Consider the following 22,416-nt stretch of genomic DNA (forward strand, 5'->3'; position numbering starts at 1 on the left):
TATCATGAGCTTACATGAATGACACCGAAGTGGAAAAGCGCCGTTTTTCTTTTCAGCACCTTGAAGCCGTATCGTTCAAATCGCGGGCTTTTCCAATGGTCTTTAAGCACTACGCATTTTTTCGCCGCCCGAACGGCTTGCGTGATGCACTCTTCGTTAAAACCTTCTTCTGCCAGCGCACGGAGCGGCGCAATGCCGTCTGACGTTTCAACAGGTTCGTGAAACATCGGGTCAAAATAGATGACATCTACCGATGAATCAGGAAGCTCCCGCAAATAATCGGCGCAGTCGGCATGCTTGACTTGAATGCGTTTCATGGCGGCTTGCAGCGGTTCAATACCGGTTTCCCACGTTTGAAGGCCTGTTTTAACAAGCAATGAGACAAGCTCATTTTTCTCCAGGCCGATTACTTGTCCGCTTTTTCCGACAGCCATACTTGCCAAAATCGCATCGGATGCCAAGCCGAGCGTGCAATCTAAAAAGGAGTCCCCTTCGCGTAAACCGGCTGCTTTTAACATCGGCTCGGCTTCCCCTCTCAAAAACCGCTTTGCCCGGAACATCGCTGTATTCGGGTGAAAAAAGAACTTTTCCCCTTGCTTCGTGTAAAGTTCGAACCGTTCCTTTCCAATGACCAAAAGATCGTTTGCCGCTCGTTCCAGCATTTTTTCAATGGGCTGTTTATTGCGGCTGCAATAGGTGTCACCCAGCCTGTCACTGAGAGACTGTGCTGTGTGTATCGTATATTCGCTAGGTCTGTAACTGGTTGTGATCATTTATTTCTCCAAAAAGAAAATGCCCGGAATTCGGGCATTTCAGCAGTGTGCATCGAAGGCATCCGTCAGATTTTTCATAATTTCCTCCATGTCATGCCCTTCGATTTCGTGGCGGGGAATAAAGTGAACGACCTCTTTCCCTTTTAACAGCGCCATTGATGGCGAGGAAGGTTCCTGCCCCGTAAAATATTCACGCATTTTTGCAGTCGCATCTTTATCTTGACCGGCAAATACGGTAACCGTATGATCAGGCGCTTTTTCATGCTGTAAAACAGCCTGAGTCGCAGCCGGACGGGCAAGACCCGCGGCACAGCCGCACACGGAGTTGACAACGACCAATGTCGTGCCCTCAGCTTGTTCCATAAAGCTTTCCACTTCTTCCGCCGTCGTTAATTCCTGAAAACCCGCGCCCGTCAGCTCGCGGCGCATCGGCACGACCAGCTGGCGCATATATTCTTCATAAGCCATTGACATAAAAACAGCCCCCTCTAAAATCCTTATATGATGTCAAGGATACTATAGAGGGAGCCGGAATTCAATTGTTCAGGCCGCTGATTTAAATTTTCATGATTCCGCCCGTATTGGCGCTTGTCACGAGTTTGGAATACCGGGCAAGATATCCTGTTTTGACTTTCGGCTCAAAGCCTTTCCAATTCGCCTTACGTTTTTCCCATTCTTCTTCAGGCACTTGCACATCCAAAATCCGTTTTTCTATGTCAACGATGACATGGTCTCCGTTTTCGACGAACGCGAGCGGGCCGCCCTCAGCCGCTTCAGGGGATACGTGGCCGATTGAAAGGCCGCGGGACGCCCCTGAAAAACGTCCGTCTGTAATAAGCGCCACTTTCGGGCCGAGCCCCATTCCGACAATCTGAGAAGTCGGAGCGAGCATCTCCGGCATGCCGGGGCCTCCTTTTGGACCTTCATAACGGATAATGACAACGTCTCCTTCTTTTACTTTGCGGTTTATAATGCCTTCAAGCGCGGCATCCTGTGAATCAAAGACGACAGCGGGGCCTTCGTGTCTTGTAATCCCGTCCTGTACGCCGCCTGTTTTGATAATGGCGCCGTCCGGAGCCAGATTCCCAAACAGCACGGCCAAACCGCCTTTTTCGGTAAACGGATTGTCAAGCGGATGAATCACGTCATAATCTTTTACTTCATGACCTGCTATTGTTTCTCCGAGTGTCCGGCCTGTCACAGTCAGCGCGTCAAGATGAAGTGCGCCTTCTTTTTTCGCCAATTCATTAAGGGCCGCAGAGACTCCGCCCGCTTCATGCAGATCTTCAATGAAGACATCCGATGCCGGCGCCAATTTCGATAAGTGAGGTACTCGTTCAGCCACTTCGTTAATGCGTTCTAATGAGTACTCGACTCCCGCTTCATTGGCAAGCGCAAGCGTATGAAGCACTGTGTTGGTTGAGCCGCCGAGAGCCATATCTAACGCAAACGCGTTGTCAATCGCTTTTTCTGTGACGATATCGCGCGGCTTAATGTCCTTTTTAATGGTTTCCATCAATTGGGCCGCTGATTTTCTCACAAACTCTCTTCTTTCCGGAGAAGCCGCAAGAATTGTTCCGTTGCCCGGAAGCGCCAGACCGAGCGCTTCAGACAGACAGTTCATCGAGTTTGCCGTAAACATGCCTGAACAAGATCCGCACGTCGGACAGCCGAACTGTTCCAGCTCCTGCAGTTCGCCTTCACCGATTTTCCCGGCTTGATAGGCGCCGACGCCTTCAAATACTGAAGAAAGCGAGATCTTGCGGCCGTCGCTTGTGCGGCCGGCTGCCATCGGCCCGCCGCTTACGAAAATGGTCGGGATATTAATCCGCATAGCCGCCATCAGCATTCCCGGCGTAATTTTGTCACAGTTCGGAATGCAGACCATTCCGTCAAACCAGTGCGCCGAGACGACCGTTTCAACTGAATCGGCAATGATTTCACGGCTCGGCAGCGAATATCTCATGCCGATATGCCCCATTGCGATTCCGTCATCTACTCCGATGGTGTTAAATTCAAAAGGCACTCCGCCCGCTTCCCTGATTGCTTCTTTTACGATTTTTCCAAATTCCTGCAGATGAACATGTCCGGGAACGATATCGATGTATGAATTGCAGACCGCGATAAACGGCTTGCCGAAGTCTTCTTCTTTTACGCCGGCAGCGCGAAGCAGGCTGCGGTGCGGCGCTCTGTCAATTCCCTGTGTGATCATGTTGCTGCGTAATTCTGCCATGATGATCCCCCTACTGTTTTTAGACTGTGCGATATTTTTAAAATTTTCAGTTTATTTAAGGGCGCATTCTGTATATATCTCCAGTTACAGCGTTTCCACCCTGTCCGCTTTCGTATTCTTTTTGTATCTCGATAAAAACCCTCCAACAATTAATATTGTACTTACTATATAGAGTTTTGAATCATTTTTCAACAATATTCTAAATAATTTTTATAAAAAGTGAATTCAAATAAAAAAGGTGCATGGCGCACCTTTTTATTACTGCTGTTCTTTTTTTCTGCTTTCAGTCATTTGTTTCCAGACTGAACCTTTCGCCTCTTCTCCGTGCTCAATCCGTTCAATCGCCATTTTGACTTGCAGGCTGACTTCGAATTCCGGATCGTCTTCCGCCGCTTTTAATGCTTCCAGCGCTGTTTCATCGCCAACTTCATATAAAAACATGGCCGCGCGCCAGCGCACGAGCTTGCTTGAGTCACTGAGCGATTTTATCATTGCCGGGATGGCGCTCGCATCTCCGATATCTGACAGGCAGTCACCCGCCGTCCTTCTGACCGTCACCGTTTTGTCTTCAAGCGCTTTGTATAGCAGCGGAAGCACAGACGGCTTTTCGATCATTCCTAAATAGACGACGGCTTGTCTTCTGATCGAGGTCTTCGGATCATGAAGCGCTTTTTCCAATACAGGTAAATCGTCTTCATCCGGGTCCATTTGCTCAAGATGCGCATAGCGCTGTTTCCAGTCTTCATCATCGAGCATATCCGGTGTCACTTTATAAGCTTTCCGCTGCACTGCCGGCTTGGCCTCACCTTTTTGCTGTGCGGCCGCTTCGGTCAGGCGTTTGAGCCGCTCATCACTGTAGGCAGCCTGAAGCTCTTCTGTGACATCGTGTCCGATTTCGGTAAAATCCCCGAAGCGGACGCCTTGTTCTTTCCAGGAGCGCTCAAATACGACATTTGAGGCTTCTGAACGCAGCTTTAATATGGCTTCTTGAAAACGTTCCGGAAGGCCGAACCGTTCTTCACGTTCGCCGTCCGTCAATTTGACCTGCATCGGGATTCCGCTGAACATTTGGACGAAAACCTTCACTTCTCCGAATGATTCCTGTTCAGAACGGCTCTCAGACTGCTCCGTTTGTTCCATTCCGAAGGCTGATCGGACTTGCGGCAAAATTTCCTTCCAGTCAAAACGGGCGTTTCTCTCCACAGCCAAAAAATCAGCAACATGATAAACGCCTTTTACTCCCTCAATCTTTAAAATATCACGTACGACGGCCGGAGCATCTTCTGCCTGATCCGGCTTATAATTGTTGCTTTTGCCGGCCGGAAGCTCTTCAGTCAAGATCACTTTCATCGTGTTCGGACTCGGCGTCGGTTCTATTGATTTAATCTTCATATTGGTCCTCCTATGCACAATCTGACACTTATTCTAACACAGCCTGCACAAGCGTTCTATTGCCCCGCTTAGCTTTTTGCCATGCCGGCCTCTTTTGGAATGCGGGCGGCAAACTGCAATAGAAATTGATGCCGCTCCTCTGCCAATCCGGCTCCTGTTTTTGTATTCATTAAGCCGATACCCGCAGCGCCGATCGCATCAAGCATGTCTGCATCCTGAATAACTTTTCCTTCCAATGAAAGCGGCCGTTTTTTCAGCGGTTCCCTGTGCAAAAATGACATCCCCGTGATCATATCCGCAATCTCCTGAATGGAGTCATGCACGATGTTGAAAGCAGCCAGCTGTTCTGTCACTCCGCCCGCCGTCAGGCTTTCTTTGGGTTATCATCAATTAGACCATGAACCAGCGCGGCCGCCTCGGTGCGCCTTCTTCTTTTGCAATACAAACAGGAAGTGTTGCGATCCGGGAATGAAGCCAGTCATGGCCCGTTCTTTCATTGATAAGCTGTTCTTTTTCTTTTCGTTCACCGTGTCACCTCTTATAGAGCCAAAAGCCTCTGTACTGTATCTTCAAGCTCCTTCGGGTTGACGTTTGGAGAAAAACGCCCGGTGACCTCGCCGTTTCGGTCCACAATAAACTTAGTGAAATTCCATTTAACCGCCTTTGTGCCAAGCATCCCCTTCGCCTTCTCCGTCAAATATGTGAAAAGAGGATGAGCGTCTGCTCCATTGACATCCACTTTCGCAAACATCGGGAATGTGACGCCGTAATTTTTCACACAGAATTCCTGAATTTCCGCCTCGTTTCCAGGCTCTTGGTTCATAAATTGATTGCAGGGAAATCCTAATATTTCAAGCCCTTCCTCCCGGTATGTATCATAGAGCTCCTGAAGCTGCTTGAGCTGGGACGTGAACCCGCATTTGCTCGCTGTATTCACAATGATCAACACCTTGCCCCTGTAAGCCGATAGCGTCATGTCTTCGCCAGTTATGGTCCGTACGTTTATGTCGTAGATTGTCATCTGCGCCCCTCCTACTTTCATTCTTCATTTATTTTAACTGTTTTACAATGCAAAACAAACGGAAACCGCTTTTCCCTTCCATTTACCGGTAAACATTTTTTTCGAGGAACCAAACGGCTCTTTGCCCGTCATAATAAAGAGCCGCCCCAAATTTATGCCCATTTGCCGCCTTCATCCTGTCTTTATGCGTTAATTGCGGCTTATTACGCCGGGATGGATTGAAAAATGGCTTAAAAATTTCTATAATGAAGAAAATTAACGGGGAATAACGGAGGTGGCATGTTGCCTATTAATATACCAAATCACCTGCCCGCTAAGCAGGTGCTTGAAAGTGAACACATCTTTGTAATGGATGAAAGCCGGGCTTTTTCTCAGGATATCCGGCCGCAGAAGATCGTGATTTTAAATCTGATGCCAAAAAAAATCCAAACGGAAACCCAGCTCCTCAGGCTGCTTGGGAATTCGCCTTTACAAGTTCACTTTACGTTCCTAATTCCGAGCACACATACTCCAAAAAATACAGCAAGGCAGCATTTGGATGAATTTTATACGGAATTTTCCAGCATCCGCCACAAACGGTTTGACGGAATGATTATTACCGGCGCTCCGATTGAGCACCTGCCGTTTGAAGATGTTTCTTACTGGGAAGAATTAAAGGAAATTATGGAGTGGAGCAAAACGAACGTCACTTCAACGCTCCATATCTGCTGGGGAGCTCAAGCCGGTTTATACCACCATTACGGCATTGAAAAAACGGAGCTGCCGAAAAAAATCTTCGGAGTGTTTGAGCATACCGTTCTTAAAAAACACGAGAGATTGGTAAGAGGCTTTGACGAGCTATACTATGTGCCCCACTCACGGCATACAGATATTAATACGGAGCAGCTGAAATCTGCTTCAGATCTGGATGTGCTGAGCGTTTCAGAAGAAGCCGGTGTCTGTTTAATCGTTTCTAAAGACGAAAAGCAGATTTTCTTAACGGGTCACCCGGAATACGATACTGATACGCTTCTTCAAGAGTATGAGAGGGATATAGAAAGAAATCTTTCAAACGTAGAAGCTCCTAAGCACTATTTTGCACCCGGCGGGAAAGAACCTGTAAACCGCTGGAAGGCTCATGCGACGTTATTGTTTATGAATTGGCTGAATTATTATGTATATCAGGAAACCCCGTATGAATGGGATTAATTTTTGTTTTGAGTGATACGGTGACAAAAATATGATAAAATACTCTTGATTCAGTATGGGTATAACAGAACTTTAAAATACTGGAACATATCAATTAAATTTAGTTTAAATATGTTGCCGCGCTTATTATAAAATGATGTACTTGTGTTATGTTTATCTATAGACAATAACTCCTTACGATGCATGAAGCTTGCTTGTTGTTGATTACATTGAGGTGAATTTACTTGAATACCAATAAAAAAGTATTAATTTTGACTGCAAATTACGGAAACGGACATGTTCAAGTGGCCAAAACGCTCTACGAACAATGTCTGCGTCTCGGCTTAGATGTGACGGTTTCCAATTTGTATCAAGAGTCAAATCCGATTGTTTCAGAGGTTACTCAATACCTTTATTTAAAAAGCTTCTCAATCGGGAAACAGTTTTATCGTTTGTTTTATTACGGAGTTGACAAAATCTATAATAAACGCAAATTCAATATTTATTTTAAAATGGGAAATAAACGTCTGGGCCAGCTCGTCGAAGAGCATAAGCCGGACATTATAATCAATACATTTCCGATGATTGTCGTGCCGGAATACAGACGGAGAACCGGAAAAGTGATCCCGACGTTCAACGTTATGACCGATTTCTGCCTTCACAAAATCTGGGTTCATGAAAATGTGGATAAATACTATGTCGCCACGGATTACGTGAAGGAAAAACTGATTGAAATCGGTACTCATCCGAACAACGTTAAGATCACAGGCATTCCCATCAGGCCTCAATTCGAGGAAACGATGCCGAAAGAACCGATTTATAAAAAATACAATCTCTCTCCCGACAAAAAAGTGCTTCTTATTATGGCGGGAGCGCATGGTGTGCTGAAAAACGTAAAAGAACTGTGTGAAAACCTCGTTCATGACGATCAGGTCCAGGTTGTAGTGGTATGCGGCAAAAACGGCTCGCTGAAAGAATCACTCAGCAGCTTGGAAAGCGGCAACACCGACCGGCTGAAAGTGCTCGGCTATGTAGAAAGAATCGACGAGCTGTTCCGGATTACGGACTGCATGATTACAAAACCGGGCGGCATCACGCTGACGGAAGCGACAGCGATCGGCGTACCGGTTATTTTGTACAAACCCGTGCCAGGACAGGAAAAGGAAAATGCCATTTTCTTTGAAGACCGCGGTGCGGCTGTCGTGGTCAACCGCCACGAAGAAATTTTAGAGTCTGTCACCTCCCTTCTTGCGGATGAGGAAAAGCTGAACCGGATGAAGGACAATATTAAAAGCCTTCACCTCCCCAACTCTTCTGAAGTCATTTTGCAGGACATTATAAAAGAATCTGAACTGATGGCCGGGAAGGCAGATATGGCAATGTCATAACAAAAAGCACACGAATCATTCGTGTGCTTTTTGTTCGGATAAGTTTTGCCGCTGGAAAAATAAAGATAAAAAATAGAGAGCGGCCGCTTGACGCCCGCTCCCATTTGGTGTATAGTTGAACCATCATTTAACAACGTTTACATACGTACGGTTGGATGATGACAAAATTTTTTTTAGCACGAAGGTGCTACAGTACTAGGAGGAATTAAGCAATATGCAAAACGGTAAAGTAAAATGGTTCAATAACGAAAAAGGATTCGGCTTCATCGAAGTTGAAGGCGGAGACGATGTATTTGTTCACTTCACTGCTATCGAAGGAGAAGGATACAAATCATTAGAAGAAGGACAAGAAGTTTCTTTTGAAATTGTCGAAGGTAATCGTGGACCTCAAGCTTCTAATGTTGTAAAACTCTAAACTCAATACATGTTGATCAGATGACAAATAGAGGAGAGGCGCATGCCTCTCCTATTTGATTGCTGTCTGAATCTCGATTGCTACAAGATTCTGCTTGCACCGCTGCTCGATTTCTTCAATTTGTTTCTCCATTGACGGCATTCCTTTTTTCGCCATTTCTGCTAAACTTCCCAAATCACCGTATATTTCTTTAAATGTCTGCTGAAGGATTGTTTTTAAATCTTTATCATTCACGGCTGGTTTTTCCCTTCTCTCCCAAGATACCCTGAATAATAGTAAATAAGCCCTAATTATCAGGTTCAATAGTTATATCGGCTTATTTTCTATATTTTTTTCTATTTTCCATACATATTTCTAAAAAAAATCTCCAAACTATTTGCGGAGGTGTTTTTTATGGACTCTGAATTTTTTCCAAACGGACTGACGGATAAACGCCAGCTTGAATTAGCGGTGGAAACGGCCCAGAAAACAACAGGCGCGGCTACTCGGGGTCAAAATTCAACTTTGGTTGAATCTGCTTACCAGGCGATTCAGGATGCGAGAACGATGTCACAATCCAGTGAACTGCAGGCACTCGATCAAGATTTCCTGCAAAAGCAGCAAATGCTTCTGGACGATTGCCAGCATCAGCTCGATGAATTCAAAAAATAAAACCGCAAAAGCTGCGGTTTTATTTTTTATTGATTTGTCAGCACCTTGCCGTAGGTTTTCAGTTTCTCCCCCACCGTGCATTGATTAATGCAGAAAGAATGGGCGTGCGTTTTTCCGAACTCCTTACGGAAATGCTTTTTAACAAAGCAGTCTTTGCAATATTCATCCTGAAGCTCTGTCAATTCTTTATAAATGTTTTTTTTATCCAATATCAGTCATCTCCGTTACCTTCTAGTATTATGCGGCTTTCAATCTGCCGGCCGTCCGAAAGAATTTTTCTGGCAAGGTCATCCGCTTCTTGATTTTCCTTTCGGTTTACGGCTTCATATGTCGGTGTCAGCTTTAAGGATTCGAGCATCGCTTCAATTTTATCGAGCCAATCGTTTTGCGTATCATCATAGCACGGCCAGCTGCCGTCAAGCTGATGCAAAACGACGAGGGAATCCCCTTTTATCGTGATTGAATTTCTGCTTGCGCCAAGTTCCTGCACTTCCTTAAGCGCTTCGTACAACGCGGCATATTCCGCCTCATTGTTCGTCCGAAGCGTTAAGCTTTTGTTTTTCCGTATCCGGTGGCGTTTGCCGCCGAGAGAATAATACACGACAATTCCGAGTCCGGCTAAGCTGCTTTTTTTGTCAAAGCCGCCATCGAAATACACCGTAATGTCGTCAGGTTCGTGCGCAAGCTCTTCCGTAAGTTTTTCCAGCTCTTTTAGCGTCCAGCTTGCGCCTTTTTCATCCTCAAAATACATGTCTTTTATATATGGAAAGCGGCTGACTTCTCTTGCAAGCATGCGCGCTTTCGGAACGGTCAGCCAATCTTCAGAAAAAAACGCGACTGGGCCTGTTCCTTTTGCTTCTATTTCGATATACGGCTTAAGATTCATTGAAATCACCTTACCATTCATTAGTTGACGGGCGTGTGCTATAATCAAACCATTCTCAAATTGAAAGGAAGTCAGCAGGTTTTGTTTAATGATGTGTTATGGATTTTATTTGCGATCATTCATTTTATCATTGTTCTTTTGTTTTATAAAGGATTTGGCAAAACGGGCCTATTTGTATGGATCGGTTTCGCCACGGTGTGCGCCAACTTGCAGGTCGTCAAAACAGTTGAGCTGTTCGGTCTTACGGCGACACTCGGAAATATCATGTACGGCACCGTTTTCTTCGCAACGGATGTGCTGAACGAAAAATACGGTCCCCGGGAAGCGCGCAAAGCCGTTTGGCTCGGCTTTTCCACTTTGCTCGCATTGACATGCGCCATGCAGGGGGCTCTTTTATATAAACCGGCTGCGTCAGATATCGCGCAGCCTGCCCTTGAGACAATTTTCGGTTTTCTGCCGCGTGTTGCGCTCGGGAGCCTCTTGGCTTTTATTTTCAGCCAAACGATAGATGTTTATGTATATTCCGCCATTCGGCGAATCTTTCCTTCAGATCGGCTTCTCTGGCTCAGAAACAGCGGAAGCACGGCGCTCAGCCAATTGCTGGATACATTTATCTTCACTGCCGTGGCCTTTATCGGTGTTTATTCTGCGGGAGTATGGTTCAGCATTTTTATTTCAACTTATCTGATTAAATTTGCGGTATCACTCATTTCTGTCCCATATGCATATGCGGCAAAACGAATGACACCGAACGGAGAGTGACGGATGATGCCCGCTGAAATTTATGTAGACGGTGCAAGCGCCGGAAACCCGGGTCCGTCCGGTATCGGTATTTTTATTAAGCATGACGGGAAATCAGAATCTTTCTCAATTCCGATCGGCGACCATTCAAATCAGGAAGCTGAATTTCTCGCTTTAATTGAAGGAATGAAGCTGTGTGCCGCCCGCGGATATGATTCCGTGTCATTCCGGACGGATTCAGATATCGTAGAGCGGGCCGCGGAACTTGAAGCGGTTAAAAACAAGGCTTTCCAGCCGTTTGTGGATGAAATCGTCCGATTAAAGGCCGGATTTCCATTGTTTTTTATTAAGTGGATTCCCGGCAGACAGAACCAAACAGCCGATCAGCTCGCAAAAAAAGCAGTTCGGCTGAATAAATAACCGGAATGAAATTGCGTCACACTGTTCATCCTACAAATGAGGTGAACAGCTATGAGAAAAGAAAATAAAGGCCGGCTGACCGGAGGCGTGAATCCTCAGGGAAATATGGAGGGAAATGCGCACAAAGACCCGAAATCAGCCCTTGAAAACAACGCAAAAAAAAGCAATACAAAACGCTAGAGGGATCAGCTGATCTCTCTGGCGTTCAGCTTTTCGAGCATCCTTTCAATTCCTTTTATCTGATGGCGTCTGAGCATTAAGGATGCTTCTTCCATCTTCAATGAAAAAATCGCTTCTTCAAGCGTACAGACTAACGGCACTTCGCAATGTATTTCAGCAAGCTGCCTTGACAGCTCCAATTCTTTTAAGCTTTGCTGAATTTTCGTTTGCTGGCCCTTCGGCAGTAAAGCGAGACTTTCTAATAACCGTTCTATGTTTTCGTATTCACGGATCAGCTTGTACGCCGTTTTTTCTCCGATTCCTTTAACGCCGGGATAGTTGTCGCTTGTATCTCCCATCAGCGCCTTTATGTCAATCAGCGCTTTTGGAGGAACTCCCGTTTCTTCTCTGAATATCTCATCTGTATATACTTTATAATTGCCGATTCCCTTTTGCAGCAGGGCCACCTGAACTTGTTCATTCAGCAGTTGAAGCAGATCCTTATCGCCCGTTACAATCGTAATTTCCGCTTCACCGGAAAATAAGGCAGAGAGCGTACCGATACAGTCATCGGCTTCATAGCCTTTTATACCGATGTTTAAAAATCCGAGCTCTCGCGCTGCTTCTTTCGCTAAATCAAATTGCGGAATGAGCTCAAGAGGCGGCTCGCTCCGGTTGGCCTTATAATCCTGAAACAAGTCATTGCGGTACGTTTTGCTTCCCATATCCCAGCAGCAGACGACATGTGTGGGTTGAAAAGTATCAACCGCCGTAATGAGATGCTTTAAAAATCCGTTGACTCCATTTGTCGGAATTCCGTTTTCATTTATCATAAAATTGCGATGCACGGCCGTGGCGAAAAACGAACGGAATAAAAGCGCCATGCCGTCAACGAGCAGTAATTTGTTATTCATATATCGAAACTCCTTTTTTATTCAATGCTCCTATTTTACCATAGGAAGGCCGTAAAAAAACAGCATCCTCCCGTTTGGAAGATGCTGCCGTCACGTTACTCGCCGTGTCTTTTATTGCTTGCCATCAGCTTTTCAGCTTCACGGCCGGCATAGGAATCAAATTTCTGTCCGAAGCCGTTTTTCTTTTTGGCGTTGTTATTCTGCTGTGCATTTCTGTTTCCCAGTTTTGTTCTGCCCATTGTCATATCCCCCCTTAGAGAAGATACGGATAGTATGCGCAGCAAGCGCTGCCGCCACACACGGCAGGTTCAACCATTACTGTCTGCTGACGAATTCTTTCACCATTTCTTCACTTACGAATCGCCTTTGCGGCACTATTCCCTTTTCAGCCAGCTGGTTCATTTTTGCGGTGATGCCGTTGATGGCATCTGTCGTGAACGGTTCATTCCGTCTGCATTTTACAATGGCTTCTTCAATCGCCTGTTCACGCTGATAGTCAAGCTGCACAAATGTTTTGACGTGCTGATGCTGTTTTGCGGAATGTGCTGAAATTGCTTTATGGACTTCTGACATAAAAGGTTTCATCTCGCTTTTTTCATTTTAGTCTACCACGACTGTTATATACCCGCCAACCCGATTTTTAAATTTTCAGGATTTCATCTTTCTTTTTCCATGCTTTTTCAGCCTCGTAAAGGCGTTCAATTTCTCCGGCACCGGTATTTTCCGCAAGCCCCCGTAAATAAGTGTCACGCTGCTCGCGGATCTGGGACAGGCTTTGAACCGCCATTTTTTCCTGAAGCCGGCGCACCTGCTCAGTATAGCGCGCTGAAAGGCTTTCTTTCTCCTGCTCAAGCCATCTTTCTGTCACTTTTTGCAGGCTGAGCCTGAGCCCCTCCACAAATGCCGCTTTTCCGTTCTGTTCAAAAAACTGTTTCGGCGATTTCACTTCTTTTACGTGATGTGTGAATGCTGAGACGTCAATGACCGGCGCCACCTCTTTCAGCTGAACGGCAAATTCGTTTTCAGCGCTGACATAAATGGAAAATTCCCCGTCTTCCATGAGCTTCTTCCGGCAGTTCTCCATCCACTCCTCAGTCATATGGCGTTCAATAAACCCGGTCATCCGGATATCGAGCGTCTTCAGCTCTTGAATGTATTCAAAACGGAATTCCTTAAGCGCCTCCTTCAGCGCCGCTGATATATTTCGTTTCCAATCGCCATTTTGAAGGCCCGGATGGAAGGCGGTTTTCAGCATATCATTCGCATAAAATGACAGACGATGTTTAATGTGATAGAGCTGTTCTTCCGTATCTTTCATCACTTTTCGAATGATGACCTCAGACGTACGGCGCTTTGAAACATCAGCGAGTGCTTTTTCATAAGAAGATTCCAGACGCTGTTTCTTTTTTTCTTTTTCTTCTGCCGACTGGTGAAGAGATTCATGAAGCTGTTCCACCATATCGCACAATTTGTCTGCCTCTGTTTGCAGCTGCGCGCAGCTGGCCCTCATTACATCTTCCTCAATAAAGTGCGCAAGTCCGGTTCTTACATCAGAGAACCCGTTATAGAAAGCTTTATTCTTCCCCGCAAGCTCTTCTTTACTTGAGACATGATATAATTTCGGCCGGTTAATTCCTTCTTTTGAGAGTTCAGAGCGGACATAGTCTTTGACGGTTTCCAACTCGCTTTCCGTTTTGGCCAGATCAGCGGCGTTAATGACAAAAAACATTTTATCCATGCCGAATGATTCTTTGACGAGGCCGAGTTTCTTCAGAAAAGACCTGTCTCCTTTTGAAAAAGAATGCTGATAGTACGTCATATAAAAGAACGCGTCAGCATCTTTTATATATTGAAAGGCAAGCTCTGTATGGCGCTTGTTTATACTGCTTGCTCCCGGCGTATCAACAATGGTAATGCCTTTTTGCGTGAGAGGCGAATCATAATATACGGTGACTTCCTTCACGCAGCAGGCCGTTTTTTCTTCAGCTGCGTACGGTTTTAAATCTTCAATCGGAACCGTCAGTGTCAGCCTCTGACGGATCTGTTCTTCGTACGTATTAAACGCCTGAAGCATCGTTTGAATCACCGGCGTAAGATCATCAGGCACTTTTCCCTTTTTAATGGCATAATTCCACCTCTCGTTCAGTGACCGCCCTTTTATGTCAGCATCTTTCAGCTCTGTCAGCTGAAGCATTTCAGCGTCCAGCTCCTCTTCCGTTTTAAAAACGATTTCCGCAGATTTATGCGGTTTGCCGTCTTGCGGTTTCGTTATTTTGTTGATCGTGGCCGTTGTCGGCGTCGGTGATGAAGGAAGCACGTATTCCCCGACCAGTGCATTGGCGAACGATGATTTTCCCGAGCTGAAACCTCCGAATAACGCCAATGTAAATTGACGGTTTTCAAGCCGATCAATCCTGCTTCGAAAGGCTTCTGCCTGTTTTCCTAATAGGCTTGATGAGTCAAGAATCCCCGCCAGTTCATAGAACCGATCCACTTGCTCTTTTATAGAAAGTTCCTTCACCGCAATTTTCTCGGGCTTGTTTACTTCATGCATTACAGTCTCTATTGGTTTCTCTTTTTGGACGGGTGCTTTCGCAAGGCGTTTTTTTCGCGTATACCAGTCGCTGCTTTCCGTATCATAGGCTGATTCTTCTTTCCACAAAGCTCGGACGCGGGCAGCTTTTTCTCCGGCATTGCGCTCTTCTTCTGCCGATTGCGCAAGTTCATCTCTTATTGCGCTTTCTTTCTCAAGCCGTTTTCTCAGGCTCTCTATAAGCGGTCCGTTTTTTGCCTGCACAAAAGCAGTCAATTCCTCAATGAGCTCTGCTGTCTGCCTTTTTGCTTCTCTTCGGATCATGTCGGCGAGATCTTTCGAATAGGTTAATACGTATTCAGCTGAAAAGGCCGCTCCCTGCTTTAGAGCCTGTGCAGTGATATCATCAGAAAGCGTTGTGCGGTACGCCTGTATTTTCTTGATCAGTTCATCAGATTCCGCTTCATAACGCTTGGCCGCTTTCGTAAATGTGTCGACAATATGCCAATCCGCTTCCCCTTCCGTTCTTTTTTTAATATCAGCAAAAAATTCAGCCTGCCTTCTCTCTTTTTCTGCTGCCGTTTTCGCTTTTGAAAAGAATAATCCTGTTTTGAACGAGGGTTGCTGTGATTCAATATAAGCAGATGCAAGCTCCCTCATCTCAAACGGTGTCAGATTTGCGTTTTGCAAGATGTTCTGCACGTCTTTTCTGATGTCTTTCTCTGCTGTTTCAGCCTGTTGAACGGCATTTTCAAGTTCAGCTTCGACAGAACGGACGAGTGTTTCCTGTTTCTCAAACCGCTCCCCGCTGCCGCTCTTCGCATCTTTTACGAGCATGTCTGTATGCTCCTTGACCAAATGTTCAACTTTTTTCTCCGTTAAGGGCCATAGGTTTGTTTTTGCCTGACGTTTCAGCTGCTGCAGATGTTTTTTCAGCTTTTCAATGCCGTTTAACGGATGATCAGGCTCGGTGACAGATGTAAAGAAAAGCGATTCCTTCGGTATTCCGAGGCCTTCGAGCATCTCTTCCACCTGTCTCTGGTACTCTTCAAACTTCGTTTCGGTTTCATTATGCCTGTCAATTTGGTTGACGATCAAAAACAGATTCGGAATACGGTCCTTGACGGAGCTGAGAAACAGCATATTTTCTTCTGAATGAACATGATTATAATGGACGACGTAAAATAAAGCATCAGCCTGGTGAAGAATTGATGCGGCTGATAAAAAATGCGCTTCGTCGGTTGAATCAATCCCCGGTGTGTCAATGTAGGCCGCATGGGGCTCTGACTCCTCAAAGCCGGCATAGACTTCCACCGTCTCAATCTGCTCACCGTCTTTACAAAATTGCTGCACTTGTTCTTTATCGTAACTTCCTTCTATTTCTGCATAAGCCCCGTCAGTCGTATGAAGCACGACTTTATCCGCACCATGCCGGATGACAACGAGGTTGGCGCTTGTAGGAATCGGACTTGTCGGCAGTATGTCCTCACCGAGCAATGTGTTTAATAAAGAGGATTTTCCGGCCGAATAATGCCCGGTAAATGCGATATAAACCTCTTCATCAGCCGCTTTTTTCATAATGGCCGCGAGCTGATCGGCCCGTTTTTCATCATGGTGATCCAAAAATTGTGCGTATAAAGCTCCCGTTCTGCTGAATATCTCCCTGTTACGGCGTTCTTCTTCTGTCATGTGTCTTTACCCCTTTGTGTCTGTCGCATCAAATGACGTTTTCGTTTTTAGAAAGCTCTGAAAAAAACCTCTCCCCCATTTTACACAAGAATGGCTTACTTTTCTTCTGGAAACGCAAAAAAGCCGCCGATATCGGCAGCTGATAAAGAAAAAACACCCGCGGCAGGAAAAACCGCAGATGCTTAAGAGGACATTGATTTATTCGAAACTTTTTTCAAAACAAAACCAATTAAAACACTGTATGTACAAACGGCTGCTAGTAAAAATAACATGGTCATTTTCCGCACCACCTTGAATGAGAATCATTTTCATATTTACATCTTATCACGAGTGAGAATGATTTTCAATCCTATTTTGCGGTGTTTTCTTCTAAAGCCTTCTCTTCGGCGCGAATTCTCACAGTGAGCATGCATGCATTCAAGATTGAAAAGAGAAACAATGTCCAGTACGCTCCGTATAACAGCGGCAGCAAGATAAATTCTAAAATGACGACCGCATAGTTCGGGTGTTTCATCCACCTGTACGGCCCTTTTTTGACAAGCTCCGCATCCGGCACGACAAGAATTTTCGTATTCCAATATTGCCCTAATGATAAAAGCGCCCAATACCTGATCCCCTGCACAAAGAAAATGATACATATAATGGCGGCCCACCTTGGAGAAGGCGCTTTATGAAATGCCGCCACCTCGGCTGTAAGAGAGACAAAAAAGAGCACGTGCATCAGGACGAGAAAGGGATAATGCCCTTCTCCGTATTCGACGGCGCCTTGCTTTTTCACTTTCCCCTCATTGCGCCGGGCTACGATCATCTCCGCAATCCGCTGGACGGCAAGCAGCATGATAAACAGCCAAAACATTAAGATGCCCCCTTTTCCCAGCTGAACAGCAAAAGCTCGGACGAAAATCCCGGCCCCAGAGCGCCGATCAGCCCTTTTTCGTTTTCTTTCTGCATCCCGTGCAGCAGCTGTTCTTTTATGACATGAAAAATAGTTGCAGAAGACATATTCCCGTGTTTTTGCAGCACCTTCTGAGATGCAGCAAGCTGTCCGGTGTCCATTGAAAGACTCGTTAAGTAGGCGTCAATGACCTTTTTCCCGCCGGGATGGGCAAGAAAGGTTTTAATGTCGCGAGACAGGATTCCCTGTTCTTGTAAAAATACATCAACATTGTCTTTCAGCCAATGCGAAACAAGGGTGGGAATGTCTCTTGAAAAAATGACTTGAAACCCGCTGTCGGTGAATTCCCAGCCCATCACATCTTCCGCATCGGGCATCATCACCGATTGAGTGGCGAATATCCGCGGAACGAGCGGCTGTTTGACGTCTTTTCGGTTCGCCTTCTCCCCTCCGATCAGCACGGCGGCAATTCCGTCCGCAAACAGGGAGGTTCCGATTAAGTTGCTTTTTGACTTGTCCTCCGGCTGAAATGTTAAGCTGCAAAGCTCAGCCGCGATGACAAGCACGTAAGCTTCGGGATAGGCGCGGCAGTATTCGTACGCCCTGGACAGGCCGGCCGCCCCGCCTGCGCATCCTAGTCCCCAGATCGGAATCCGTTTTGTTTTTGAAGAAAACGGAAGCTGATTCATCACTTTCACTTCAATGCTCGGTGTCGAAAGCCCGGTGCTGGAAATAAAAAAGATCGCATCCACTTTTTCATATGGAATCGGGTTTGTTAAACATCCCGGGTTTGTCAAACAATCAACCGCCGCATCCACACTGTGCTTAACGGTTTCTTCCGTATACAGCCGGTTTTTTTCTGAAAAACCCCGTGCCGTTTTATACCATTCAATCGGCCGGACAAACTGTCTTGATTCAATTTCGCCGTTTTGAAAAGCTTTTAACAGCCGGTCAATATCCTTAAATGAATTGGCAAACATCCCTCTCGCAAAATCCGCCGCCGTTTCTTGCGAGACATGATATTCCGGAATGCTGGTTCCGACCGATAACACATATGCCATGCCCATCACCTCTTCACATAAAGGTTTCCGCTTTTTTCCTGAATGTATGCATAAGTTTGAACCGAGGATTTCACTGACATGCCATTTTAATTTAAAATTGACCCTTTTGAATGATAAGCCGTTCGACTATACTTGACCCATTCATGAAAAAAGGTTGTGATTGGGATGCTGACACCTGTAATTCTTAAAGGGTCACTCGTTCAGTTAGAGCCGCTGGCGATTGATCACTCTCAGGCACTTTGCGAAGCAGCTTCAGAAAATAGGACGACTTATGGTTACACCCATGTTCCTGACGGCATCGAAGAAACAAAGCGTTATATTGAGCGTGCGCTTTCCGATTATGAAAAAGGAATTGCATTGCCTTTTGCAGTACGGAGCCTTGAAACAGACCGAATCGTCGGAAGCACGAGATTTATGGATGTGGAGGTGTTTACGCGGCCGGCGGAGGCAGCTCCGGAAGTGTGTGAGGTCGGCAGCACGTGGTATGCCTCTTCCGTACAGCGGACCGGTGTCAATACGGAGTGTAAACTTTTGATGCTGACCCATGCGTTTGACGTGTGGCAGGCTGTCAGAGTGACGCTGAAAACCGACGTTCGCAATCAGCGCTCACGGACTGCGATTTTGAGGATCGGTGCCCAATTTGAAGGAATCCGCCGCGCGCATATTCGGGCTGTCGACGGCGGCCTCAGAGATACCGCCTACTACTCCATCCTTCGGGAGGAATGGCCTTATATCCGGCAAAACCTTTCTGACCGGCTCGGAGCATATAACTGAAAAACCTGCCGTTATACGGCAGGTTTTTTACATATTCGGATCATAGACGTATAAATTGAGATCGATCCGTCCATCTGACGTGACCTCTACCCCCTCAGCCTCAAGGGACAGCTTCTGTACAGAAAACATCTCTTCATCTTTCAATCCGATTTCCCCCTTCGCATTGATGACCCTGTGCCAAGGGAGACGATGCTTTTTACTCATGGAGTGAAGAATCCTCACAACCTGCCTCGCTCCCCGCGGACTTCCCGCAAGACCGGCAATTTGCCCATACGTCATCACTTTTCCTTCAGGTATCTGTTTAATAATGGCTAACGCCCGCTCCGTAAATGTCATGCAACCCCTCATTTCGACTAAAAATGATTTCCCTAGTATCATACAACGTTTTGACGTCATATGATGATGCCTTACTTCGGAGACCTAAAATAAGATGGTACGAGTTAATGGAACTCAAAGGGGAAAATACTTCCTTATGTTCACAAAAAGTTAACATAAGTTTATATGGACAAATTTTACATGCAGTTATATAATACAGTTGTATCAAATAAAAAAAGGGAGTGTTTTAAATGAAATTTAAAAAAGTTTTAACCGGTTCAGCTCTATCACTTGCTTTACTTGTTTCTGCTGCTCCAGCTTTTGCAGCAAGCCCGACTGCAGATGGCGGGAGTCATAAAACTGCAGCTCCTCAGGCTGTGTTAAAAACGATATATATCAAAGCTAATACACGTGGAGAACTTCTTAATGTAACAGTATTTGCCGGAGTTAAATACTATTTAAAAGATGCCAAGCAGAACAGTGATGGCACATGGACTGGTGAATACCAAGGTTGGTTTTAAGATTATCTAAGGGATAAGAGATTTTTCTCTTATCCCTTTTTTCATAGTTGTTTTCCCTACTAACCTCTTAAAAACCATGATCAACGAAAAGCGTCATGCGGCGAGCCCAAGCAACCGTATTTCAAGCTCTGTCTCAGCAGCAGACCGTTGTTCCTCATTGCATTTTAGTAAGATGTCTCAGTATGCATCCTTTTTTGTTCCCAACCTTGCTGCTTTTCCTAGGACTTAATTGTGTTAATTGACAACTCGTATTTCTTGGCAAGGTTCTTCTATTTTATGCCTTACGCACTCCTTATACTCCTTGGTGTGCTTTTCAGCTATCAATATTCACCGCCGCCCCTTGTATTGGAGATTCCAAAATGAATTCACCCTAGCAGAATAGTTTCTCTAGGTTAGGAAAACACCTAAAATGAATAAAATTAAATGTAAGGGCAATAATTCTTCGTGAGCAAGTACCCCATAAAACCTCTTACTTGCTCTTTTATTTTTGATAAAACACAATCCAGGGTGATAACATGAGATTTGCTTGGGAAGAATTAATTATAATTGCATTCGGAAAGATTTTACTGAGAATTTCAGGGAGAAAATCCATTGCACAAATGACCATCGCACAGACAATGGTGATGATTTCAATCGGTACGATTATCGTTCATCCCATTTTAGAAACTAGTTTATTAAAAACATTAATTGATGCGTCTATCCTTTTTAGTGCTTTGATTTTGATGGAATGGATTCAAGTAAAAGTAAACTGGATTGAATTTTTTTAACCGGAAAATCTAAATTCGTTATAGAAGACGGCCAACTTAATATAGAAAACTTAAAGAAGTTGAGATTGACAGCAGATCAACTCGAAATGCGTTTAAGGCTTCTTGGCATTTCAAATATAAACACAATTAAATATGCCACTTTAGAAGCTAATGGACAATTAGGCTACGAATTAAAAGATGACTATAAGCCTTTAACCATCAAAGATCTTAAAAATGTGATCGATCCAAAATTCCTTAACAAAGAGCCTCAACCAGAAAAAGATGATCAAGCCAATATATTCGAGGAAATCAAAAGACACCAGACTCAGCACAAGCCGAAAAATCTTGAATGATTCGCATATACGAACAAAAAAGCATCTGCTTTAGATGCTTTTTTTTCAATCGCTATTGCTAATAAAAACAAAGTGATGAACAATTAAAAAATGCCCTCCTATTGGAGAAGCCGCCCGCCCATCAGTGAATTTTAATAAAATCATTGATTAATTGATCAGTCGTTAATATTGTGGCAAATTCATCATGCAATGTAGCCAGAGATATATTGTGAATAGCTGCCGCATCATAATATGTACCATGTTGGTCTCTCATACCGAAGGCTGCTGTTGCATCTGAAATGAGATATGTATCAAATCCTAGGTTCCCGCTCATTCTTGCAGTTGTTGATACACAGTGAGGCGTAGTCAAACCAGTTATTACGACAGTTGTTATACCATTTGATGTTAAGAACTCTTCCAGATTAGTACCAATAAAGCTGCTGTTTACTTTCTTCGTTATGATGACTTCTTCATCTATAGGCTTAACGATTTCCTTTATCGCAACTCCCTCACTTTTCGGATAAAATAAAGAACCCGGTTTATCAGAAATGTGTTGGATGTATATGACTGTCCATCCTTTTTCTCTCCATAATTTCAGTATTCTGCTGATATTTTCTTCTGCCTTTACGTTATTTCGTTCTCCCCATTTTTTATCATCGAAAGCTTTTTGTACATCCACAATGATTAAAGCTTTTTTCTTTTCTTTCACAAGATAACCCCCTGCATGAAAATTTGGTATTGATTATAATATTTTAAATAAAGTTTTTACTTTTGTACAATTGTTTCAGTGTTAAATTTCATATCTCACCTTCCCCGTTGGAAAAGCATTGAAATATCTAAAGCAAGCACTCACTCAAAAGCTGCAGATCACTAGAGGCCAGCAATATTCAACTCTTTTTCTCTATATACTTATCAATATCCTGAAATAAGCCGCAACAGTGAATGAAAGGATTGCCCCTAACTAAATTCACGCTCACAAAATATTAACAAAAAAATCCTTGGTTATTTTTGTATTGTATGTAATAATACAAGTGTACCAAAAAAACAAAGGAGTGTTAAAAATGAAATTAAAAAAAGTTTTAACTGGTTCTGCCTTGTCTCTCGCTTTACTCGTATTCGCTGCCCCTGCTTTTGCATCTAGCCCTGGCAATACAAATAGCGACTCAACTCAAACAAAAATTTCGACACAAGCGACCAAAGATTCTTTTACAATGGATTACCTTCATAGATGGGATATCCCAAATACAACTGTTAAGAATGGTGTTACATATTACCTTAAGAAAGTAGAGATAATCGAAGGGTTCTATCGCGCAACTTTTGAAGGATGGATTAATTAAAAGAAGGGGTTTTCCCTTCTTTTACTCTCTTTTGTAAGAATTCGTGCACAAAC

Annotated in this window: 27 protein-coding genes and 3 pseudogenes; 12 read left to right on the forward strand and 18 right to left on the reverse strand. The window is 44.6% G+C overall.

Annotated features, from left to right (window positions below; genetic code table 11):
- Positions 1 to 2 precede the first annotated feature (2 nt).
- The 6 genes and pseudogenes from AC1DN5_RS11145 to AC1DN5_RS11170 form a co-directional block, all read right to left on the reverse strand.
- Positions 3 to 773: a class I SAM-dependent methyltransferase gene (locus AC1DN5_RS11145; RefSeq protein ID WP_366969235.1), complete on the reverse strand. Its 771-nt coding sequence runs from the start codon at positions 771 to 773 to the stop codon at positions 3 to 5.
- Between the two features lie 39 nt (positions 774 to 812).
- Positions 813 to 1,247, reverse strand: coding sequence for a BrxA/BrxB family bacilliredoxin (locus AC1DN5_RS11150; RefSeq protein WP_003153619.1), 435 nt, complete (start codon positions 1,245 to 1,247; stop codon positions 813 to 815).
- Positions 1,248 to 1,329: 82 nt separating this feature from the next.
- The gene (gene ilvD / locus AC1DN5_RS11155; protein WP_016936688.1) at positions 1,330 to 3,006 is read right to left on the reverse strand and encodes a dihydroxy-acid dehydratase; all 1,677 of its coding nucleotides are present in this window, start codon (positions 3,004 to 3,006) and stop codon (positions 1,330 to 1,332) included.
- Positions 3,007 to 3,264: 258 nt separating this feature from the next.
- On the reverse strand, positions 3,265 to 4,398 hold the full coding sequence (locus AC1DN5_RS11160) for a conserved virulence factor C family protein (protein WP_016936689.1): 1,134 nt from the start codon (positions 4,396 to 4,398) through the stop codon (positions 3,265 to 3,267).
- Between the two features lie 68 nt (positions 4,399 to 4,466).
- Positions 4,467 to 4,899, reverse strand: a pseudogene (locus AC1DN5_RS11165) (HD domain-containing protein).
- Positions 4,900 to 4,936: 37 nt separating this feature from the next.
- Positions 4,937 to 5,419, reverse strand: a complete 483-nt coding sequence (locus AC1DN5_RS11170; RefSeq protein ID WP_016936690.1) for a glutathione peroxidase — start codon at positions 5,417 to 5,419, stop codon at positions 4,937 to 4,939.
- A gap of 282 nt (positions 5,420 to 5,701) precedes the next feature.
- Between AC1DN5_RS11170 and metA the strand changes: the two genes are divergently transcribed.
- The 4 genes and pseudogenes from metA to cspD all read left to right on the forward strand — a co-directional run bounded on the left by metA (position 5,702) and on the right by cspD (position 8,389).
- Positions 5,702 to 6,607, forward strand: a complete 906-nt coding sequence (gene metA / locus AC1DN5_RS11175; RefSeq protein ID WP_327815643.1) for a homoserine O-acetyltransferase MetA — start codon at positions 5,702 to 5,704, stop codon at positions 6,605 to 6,607.
- Positions 6,608 to 6,831: 224 nt separating this feature from the next.
- Complete coding sequence (locus tag AC1DN5_RS11180) at positions 6,832 to 7,974, forward strand: diglucosyl diacylglycerol synthase (RefSeq protein ID WP_016936692.1); 1,143 nt, start codon at positions 6,832 to 6,834, stop codon at positions 7,972 to 7,974.
- 87 nt (positions 7,975 to 8,061) lie between these two features.
- Positions 8,062 to 8,173, forward strand: a pseudogene (locus tag AC1DN5_RS11185) (hypothetical protein); the annotation flags it as partial.
- A 15-nt stretch (positions 8,174 to 8,188) separates the two neighbouring features.
- The gene (cspD, locus tag AC1DN5_RS11190) at positions 8,189 to 8,389 is read left to right on the forward strand and encodes a cold-shock protein CspD (protein ID WP_003153604.1); all 201 of its coding nucleotides are present in this window, start codon (positions 8,189 to 8,191) and stop codon (positions 8,387 to 8,389) included.
- Positions 8,390 to 8,440: 51 nt separating this feature from the next.
- Here the strand turns inward: cspD and AC1DN5_RS11195 are convergent, their stop codons facing one another.
- Positions 8,441 to 8,623, reverse strand: coding sequence for a hypothetical protein (locus AC1DN5_RS11195; RefSeq protein ID WP_012117812.1), 183 nt, complete (start codon positions 8,621 to 8,623; stop codon positions 8,441 to 8,443).
- A gap of 159 nt (positions 8,624 to 8,782) precedes the next feature.
- Here AC1DN5_RS11195 and AC1DN5_RS11200 point away from each other — a divergent pair, with 159 nt between their 5' ends.
- On the forward strand, positions 8,783 to 9,040 hold the full coding sequence (locus tag AC1DN5_RS11200) for a DUF2564 family protein (protein ID WP_099745045.1): 258 nt from the start codon (positions 8,783 to 8,785) through the stop codon (positions 9,038 to 9,040).
- Positions 9,041 to 9,066: 26 nt separating this feature from the next.
- On the opposite strand, the gene AC1DN5_RS11205 is transcribed toward AC1DN5_RS11200, so the two are convergent.
- Together AC1DN5_RS11205 and AC1DN5_RS11210 are read right to left on the reverse strand one after the other, a co-directional pair.
- Positions 9,067 to 9,249, reverse strand: coding sequence for a zinc-finger domain-containing protein (locus AC1DN5_RS11205; protein ID WP_099745046.1), 183 nt, complete (start codon positions 9,247 to 9,249; stop codon positions 9,067 to 9,069).
- Positions 9,250 to 9,251: 2 nt separating this feature from the next.
- Positions 9,252 to 9,926 carry a ribonuclease H family protein gene (locus tag AC1DN5_RS11210; RefSeq protein WP_099745047.1) on the reverse strand — a complete coding sequence of 225 codons (675 nt, stop codon included), beginning with the start codon at positions 9,924 to 9,926 and terminating at the stop codon, positions 9,252 to 9,254.
- Between the two features lie 81 nt (positions 9,927 to 10,007).
- Between AC1DN5_RS11210 and AC1DN5_RS11215 the strand changes: the two genes are divergently transcribed.
- The 3 genes from AC1DN5_RS11215 to sspL are packed head-to-tail and all read left to right on the forward strand — an operon-like array spanning position 10,008 to position 11,267.
- On the forward strand, positions 10,008 to 10,688 hold the full coding sequence (locus tag AC1DN5_RS11215) for a queuosine precursor transporter (protein WP_013352616.1): 681 nt from the start codon (positions 10,008 to 10,010) through the stop codon (positions 10,686 to 10,688).
- 6 nt (positions 10,689 to 10,694) lie between these two features.
- A complete protein-coding gene (locus tag AC1DN5_RS11220; protein ID WP_029575232.1) occupies positions 10,695 to 11,087 on the forward strand; it encodes a reverse transcriptase-like protein in 393 nt (130 codons plus the stop codon).
- 51 nt (positions 11,088 to 11,138) lie between these two features.
- Entirely contained in the window at positions 11,139 to 11,267 is a 129-nt protein-coding gene (gene sspL / locus AC1DN5_RS11225; RefSeq protein ID WP_003153575.1) for a small, acid-soluble spore protein L, read from the forward strand.
- 5 nt (positions 11,268 to 11,272) lie between these two features.
- On the opposite strand, the gene AC1DN5_RS11230 is transcribed toward sspL, so the two are convergent.
- The 7 genes from AC1DN5_RS11230 to AC1DN5_RS11260 form a co-directional block, all read right to left on the reverse strand.
- Positions 11,273 to 12,160, reverse strand: a complete 888-nt coding sequence (locus AC1DN5_RS11230; protein ID WP_016936697.1) for a 5'-3' exonuclease — start codon at positions 12,158 to 12,160, stop codon at positions 11,273 to 11,275.
- A gap of 95 nt (positions 12,161 to 12,255) precedes the next feature.
- The gene (locus AC1DN5_RS11235; protein ID WP_003153570.1) at positions 12,256 to 12,399 is read right to left on the reverse strand and encodes a hypothetical protein; all 144 of its coding nucleotides are present in this window, start codon (positions 12,397 to 12,399) and stop codon (positions 12,256 to 12,258) included.
- A 76-nt stretch (positions 12,400 to 12,475) separates the two neighbouring features.
- Positions 12,476 to 12,733: a YpbS family protein gene (locus AC1DN5_RS11240; RefSeq protein ID WP_016936698.1), complete on the reverse strand. Its 258-nt coding sequence runs from the start codon at positions 12,731 to 12,733 to the stop codon at positions 12,476 to 12,478.
- Positions 12,734 to 12,800: 67 nt separating this feature from the next.
- Positions 12,801 to 16,382, reverse strand: coding sequence for a dynamin GTPase (gene dynA, locus AC1DN5_RS11245; protein ID WP_099745048.1), 3,582 nt, complete (start codon positions 16,380 to 16,382; stop codon positions 12,801 to 12,803).
- 182 nt (positions 16,383 to 16,564) lie between these two features.
- Entirely contained in the window at positions 16,565 to 16,660 is a 96-nt protein-coding gene (gene fbpC, locus AC1DN5_RS11250; protein ID WP_095241696.1) for a Fur-regulated basic protein FbpC, read from the reverse strand.
- 71 nt (positions 16,661 to 16,731) lie between these two features.
- The gene (locus AC1DN5_RS11255) at positions 16,732 to 17,238 is read right to left on the reverse strand and encodes an isoprenylcysteine carboxyl methyltransferase family protein (protein WP_099745049.1); all 507 of its coding nucleotides are present in this window, start codon (positions 17,236 to 17,238) and stop codon (positions 16,732 to 16,734) included.
- A complete protein-coding gene (locus AC1DN5_RS11260) occupies positions 17,238 to 18,338 on the reverse strand; it encodes a type III polyketide synthase (RefSeq protein ID WP_099745050.1) in 1,101 nt (366 codons plus the stop codon). The genes AC1DN5_RS11255 and AC1DN5_RS11260 overlap by 1 nt, the downstream gene beginning before the upstream one ends.
- Positions 18,339 to 18,503: 165 nt before the next feature.
- Here AC1DN5_RS11260 and AC1DN5_RS11265 point away from each other — a divergent pair, with 165 nt between their 5' ends.
- A complete protein-coding gene (locus AC1DN5_RS11265) occupies positions 18,504 to 19,112 on the forward strand; it encodes a GNAT family N-acetyltransferase (RefSeq protein WP_099745051.1) in 609 nt (202 codons plus the stop codon).
- 27 nt (positions 19,113 to 19,139) lie between these two features.
- Here the strand turns inward: AC1DN5_RS11265 and AC1DN5_RS11270 are convergent, their stop codons facing one another.
- Positions 19,140 to 19,448, reverse strand: coding sequence for an MGMT family protein (locus tag AC1DN5_RS11270; protein ID WP_016939045.1), 309 nt, complete (start codon positions 19,446 to 19,448; stop codon positions 19,140 to 19,142).
- A gap of 230 nt (positions 19,449 to 19,678) precedes the next feature.
- Between AC1DN5_RS11270 and AC1DN5_RS11275 the strand changes: the two genes are divergently transcribed.
- Positions 19,679 to 19,948: a hypothetical protein gene (locus AC1DN5_RS11275; RefSeq protein ID WP_060962487.1), complete on the forward strand. Its 270-nt coding sequence runs from the start codon at positions 19,679 to 19,681 to the stop codon at positions 19,946 to 19,948.
- A 515-nt stretch (positions 19,949 to 20,463) separates the two neighbouring features.
- A pseudogene (locus AC1DN5_RS11280) lies at positions 20,464 to 21,047 on the forward strand (DUF421 domain-containing protein).
- Between the two features lie 121 nt (positions 21,048 to 21,168).
- Here the strand turns inward: AC1DN5_RS11280 and AC1DN5_RS11285 are convergent.
- Entirely contained in the window at positions 21,169 to 21,735 is a 567-nt protein-coding gene (locus AC1DN5_RS11285) for a cysteine hydrolase family protein (RefSeq protein ID WP_095241700.1), read from the reverse strand.
- A 352-nt stretch (positions 21,736 to 22,087) separates the two neighbouring features.
- Here AC1DN5_RS11285 and AC1DN5_RS11290 point away from each other — a divergent pair, with 352 nt between their 5' ends.
- Positions 22,088 to 22,363, forward strand: coding sequence for a hypothetical protein (locus AC1DN5_RS11290; RefSeq protein ID WP_099744523.1), 276 nt, complete (start codon positions 22,088 to 22,090; stop codon positions 22,361 to 22,363).
- The last annotated feature ends 53 nt before the right edge of the window (positions 22,364 to 22,416 follow it).

Source organism: Bacillus sp. 01N42_2 (assembly GCF_056399565.1).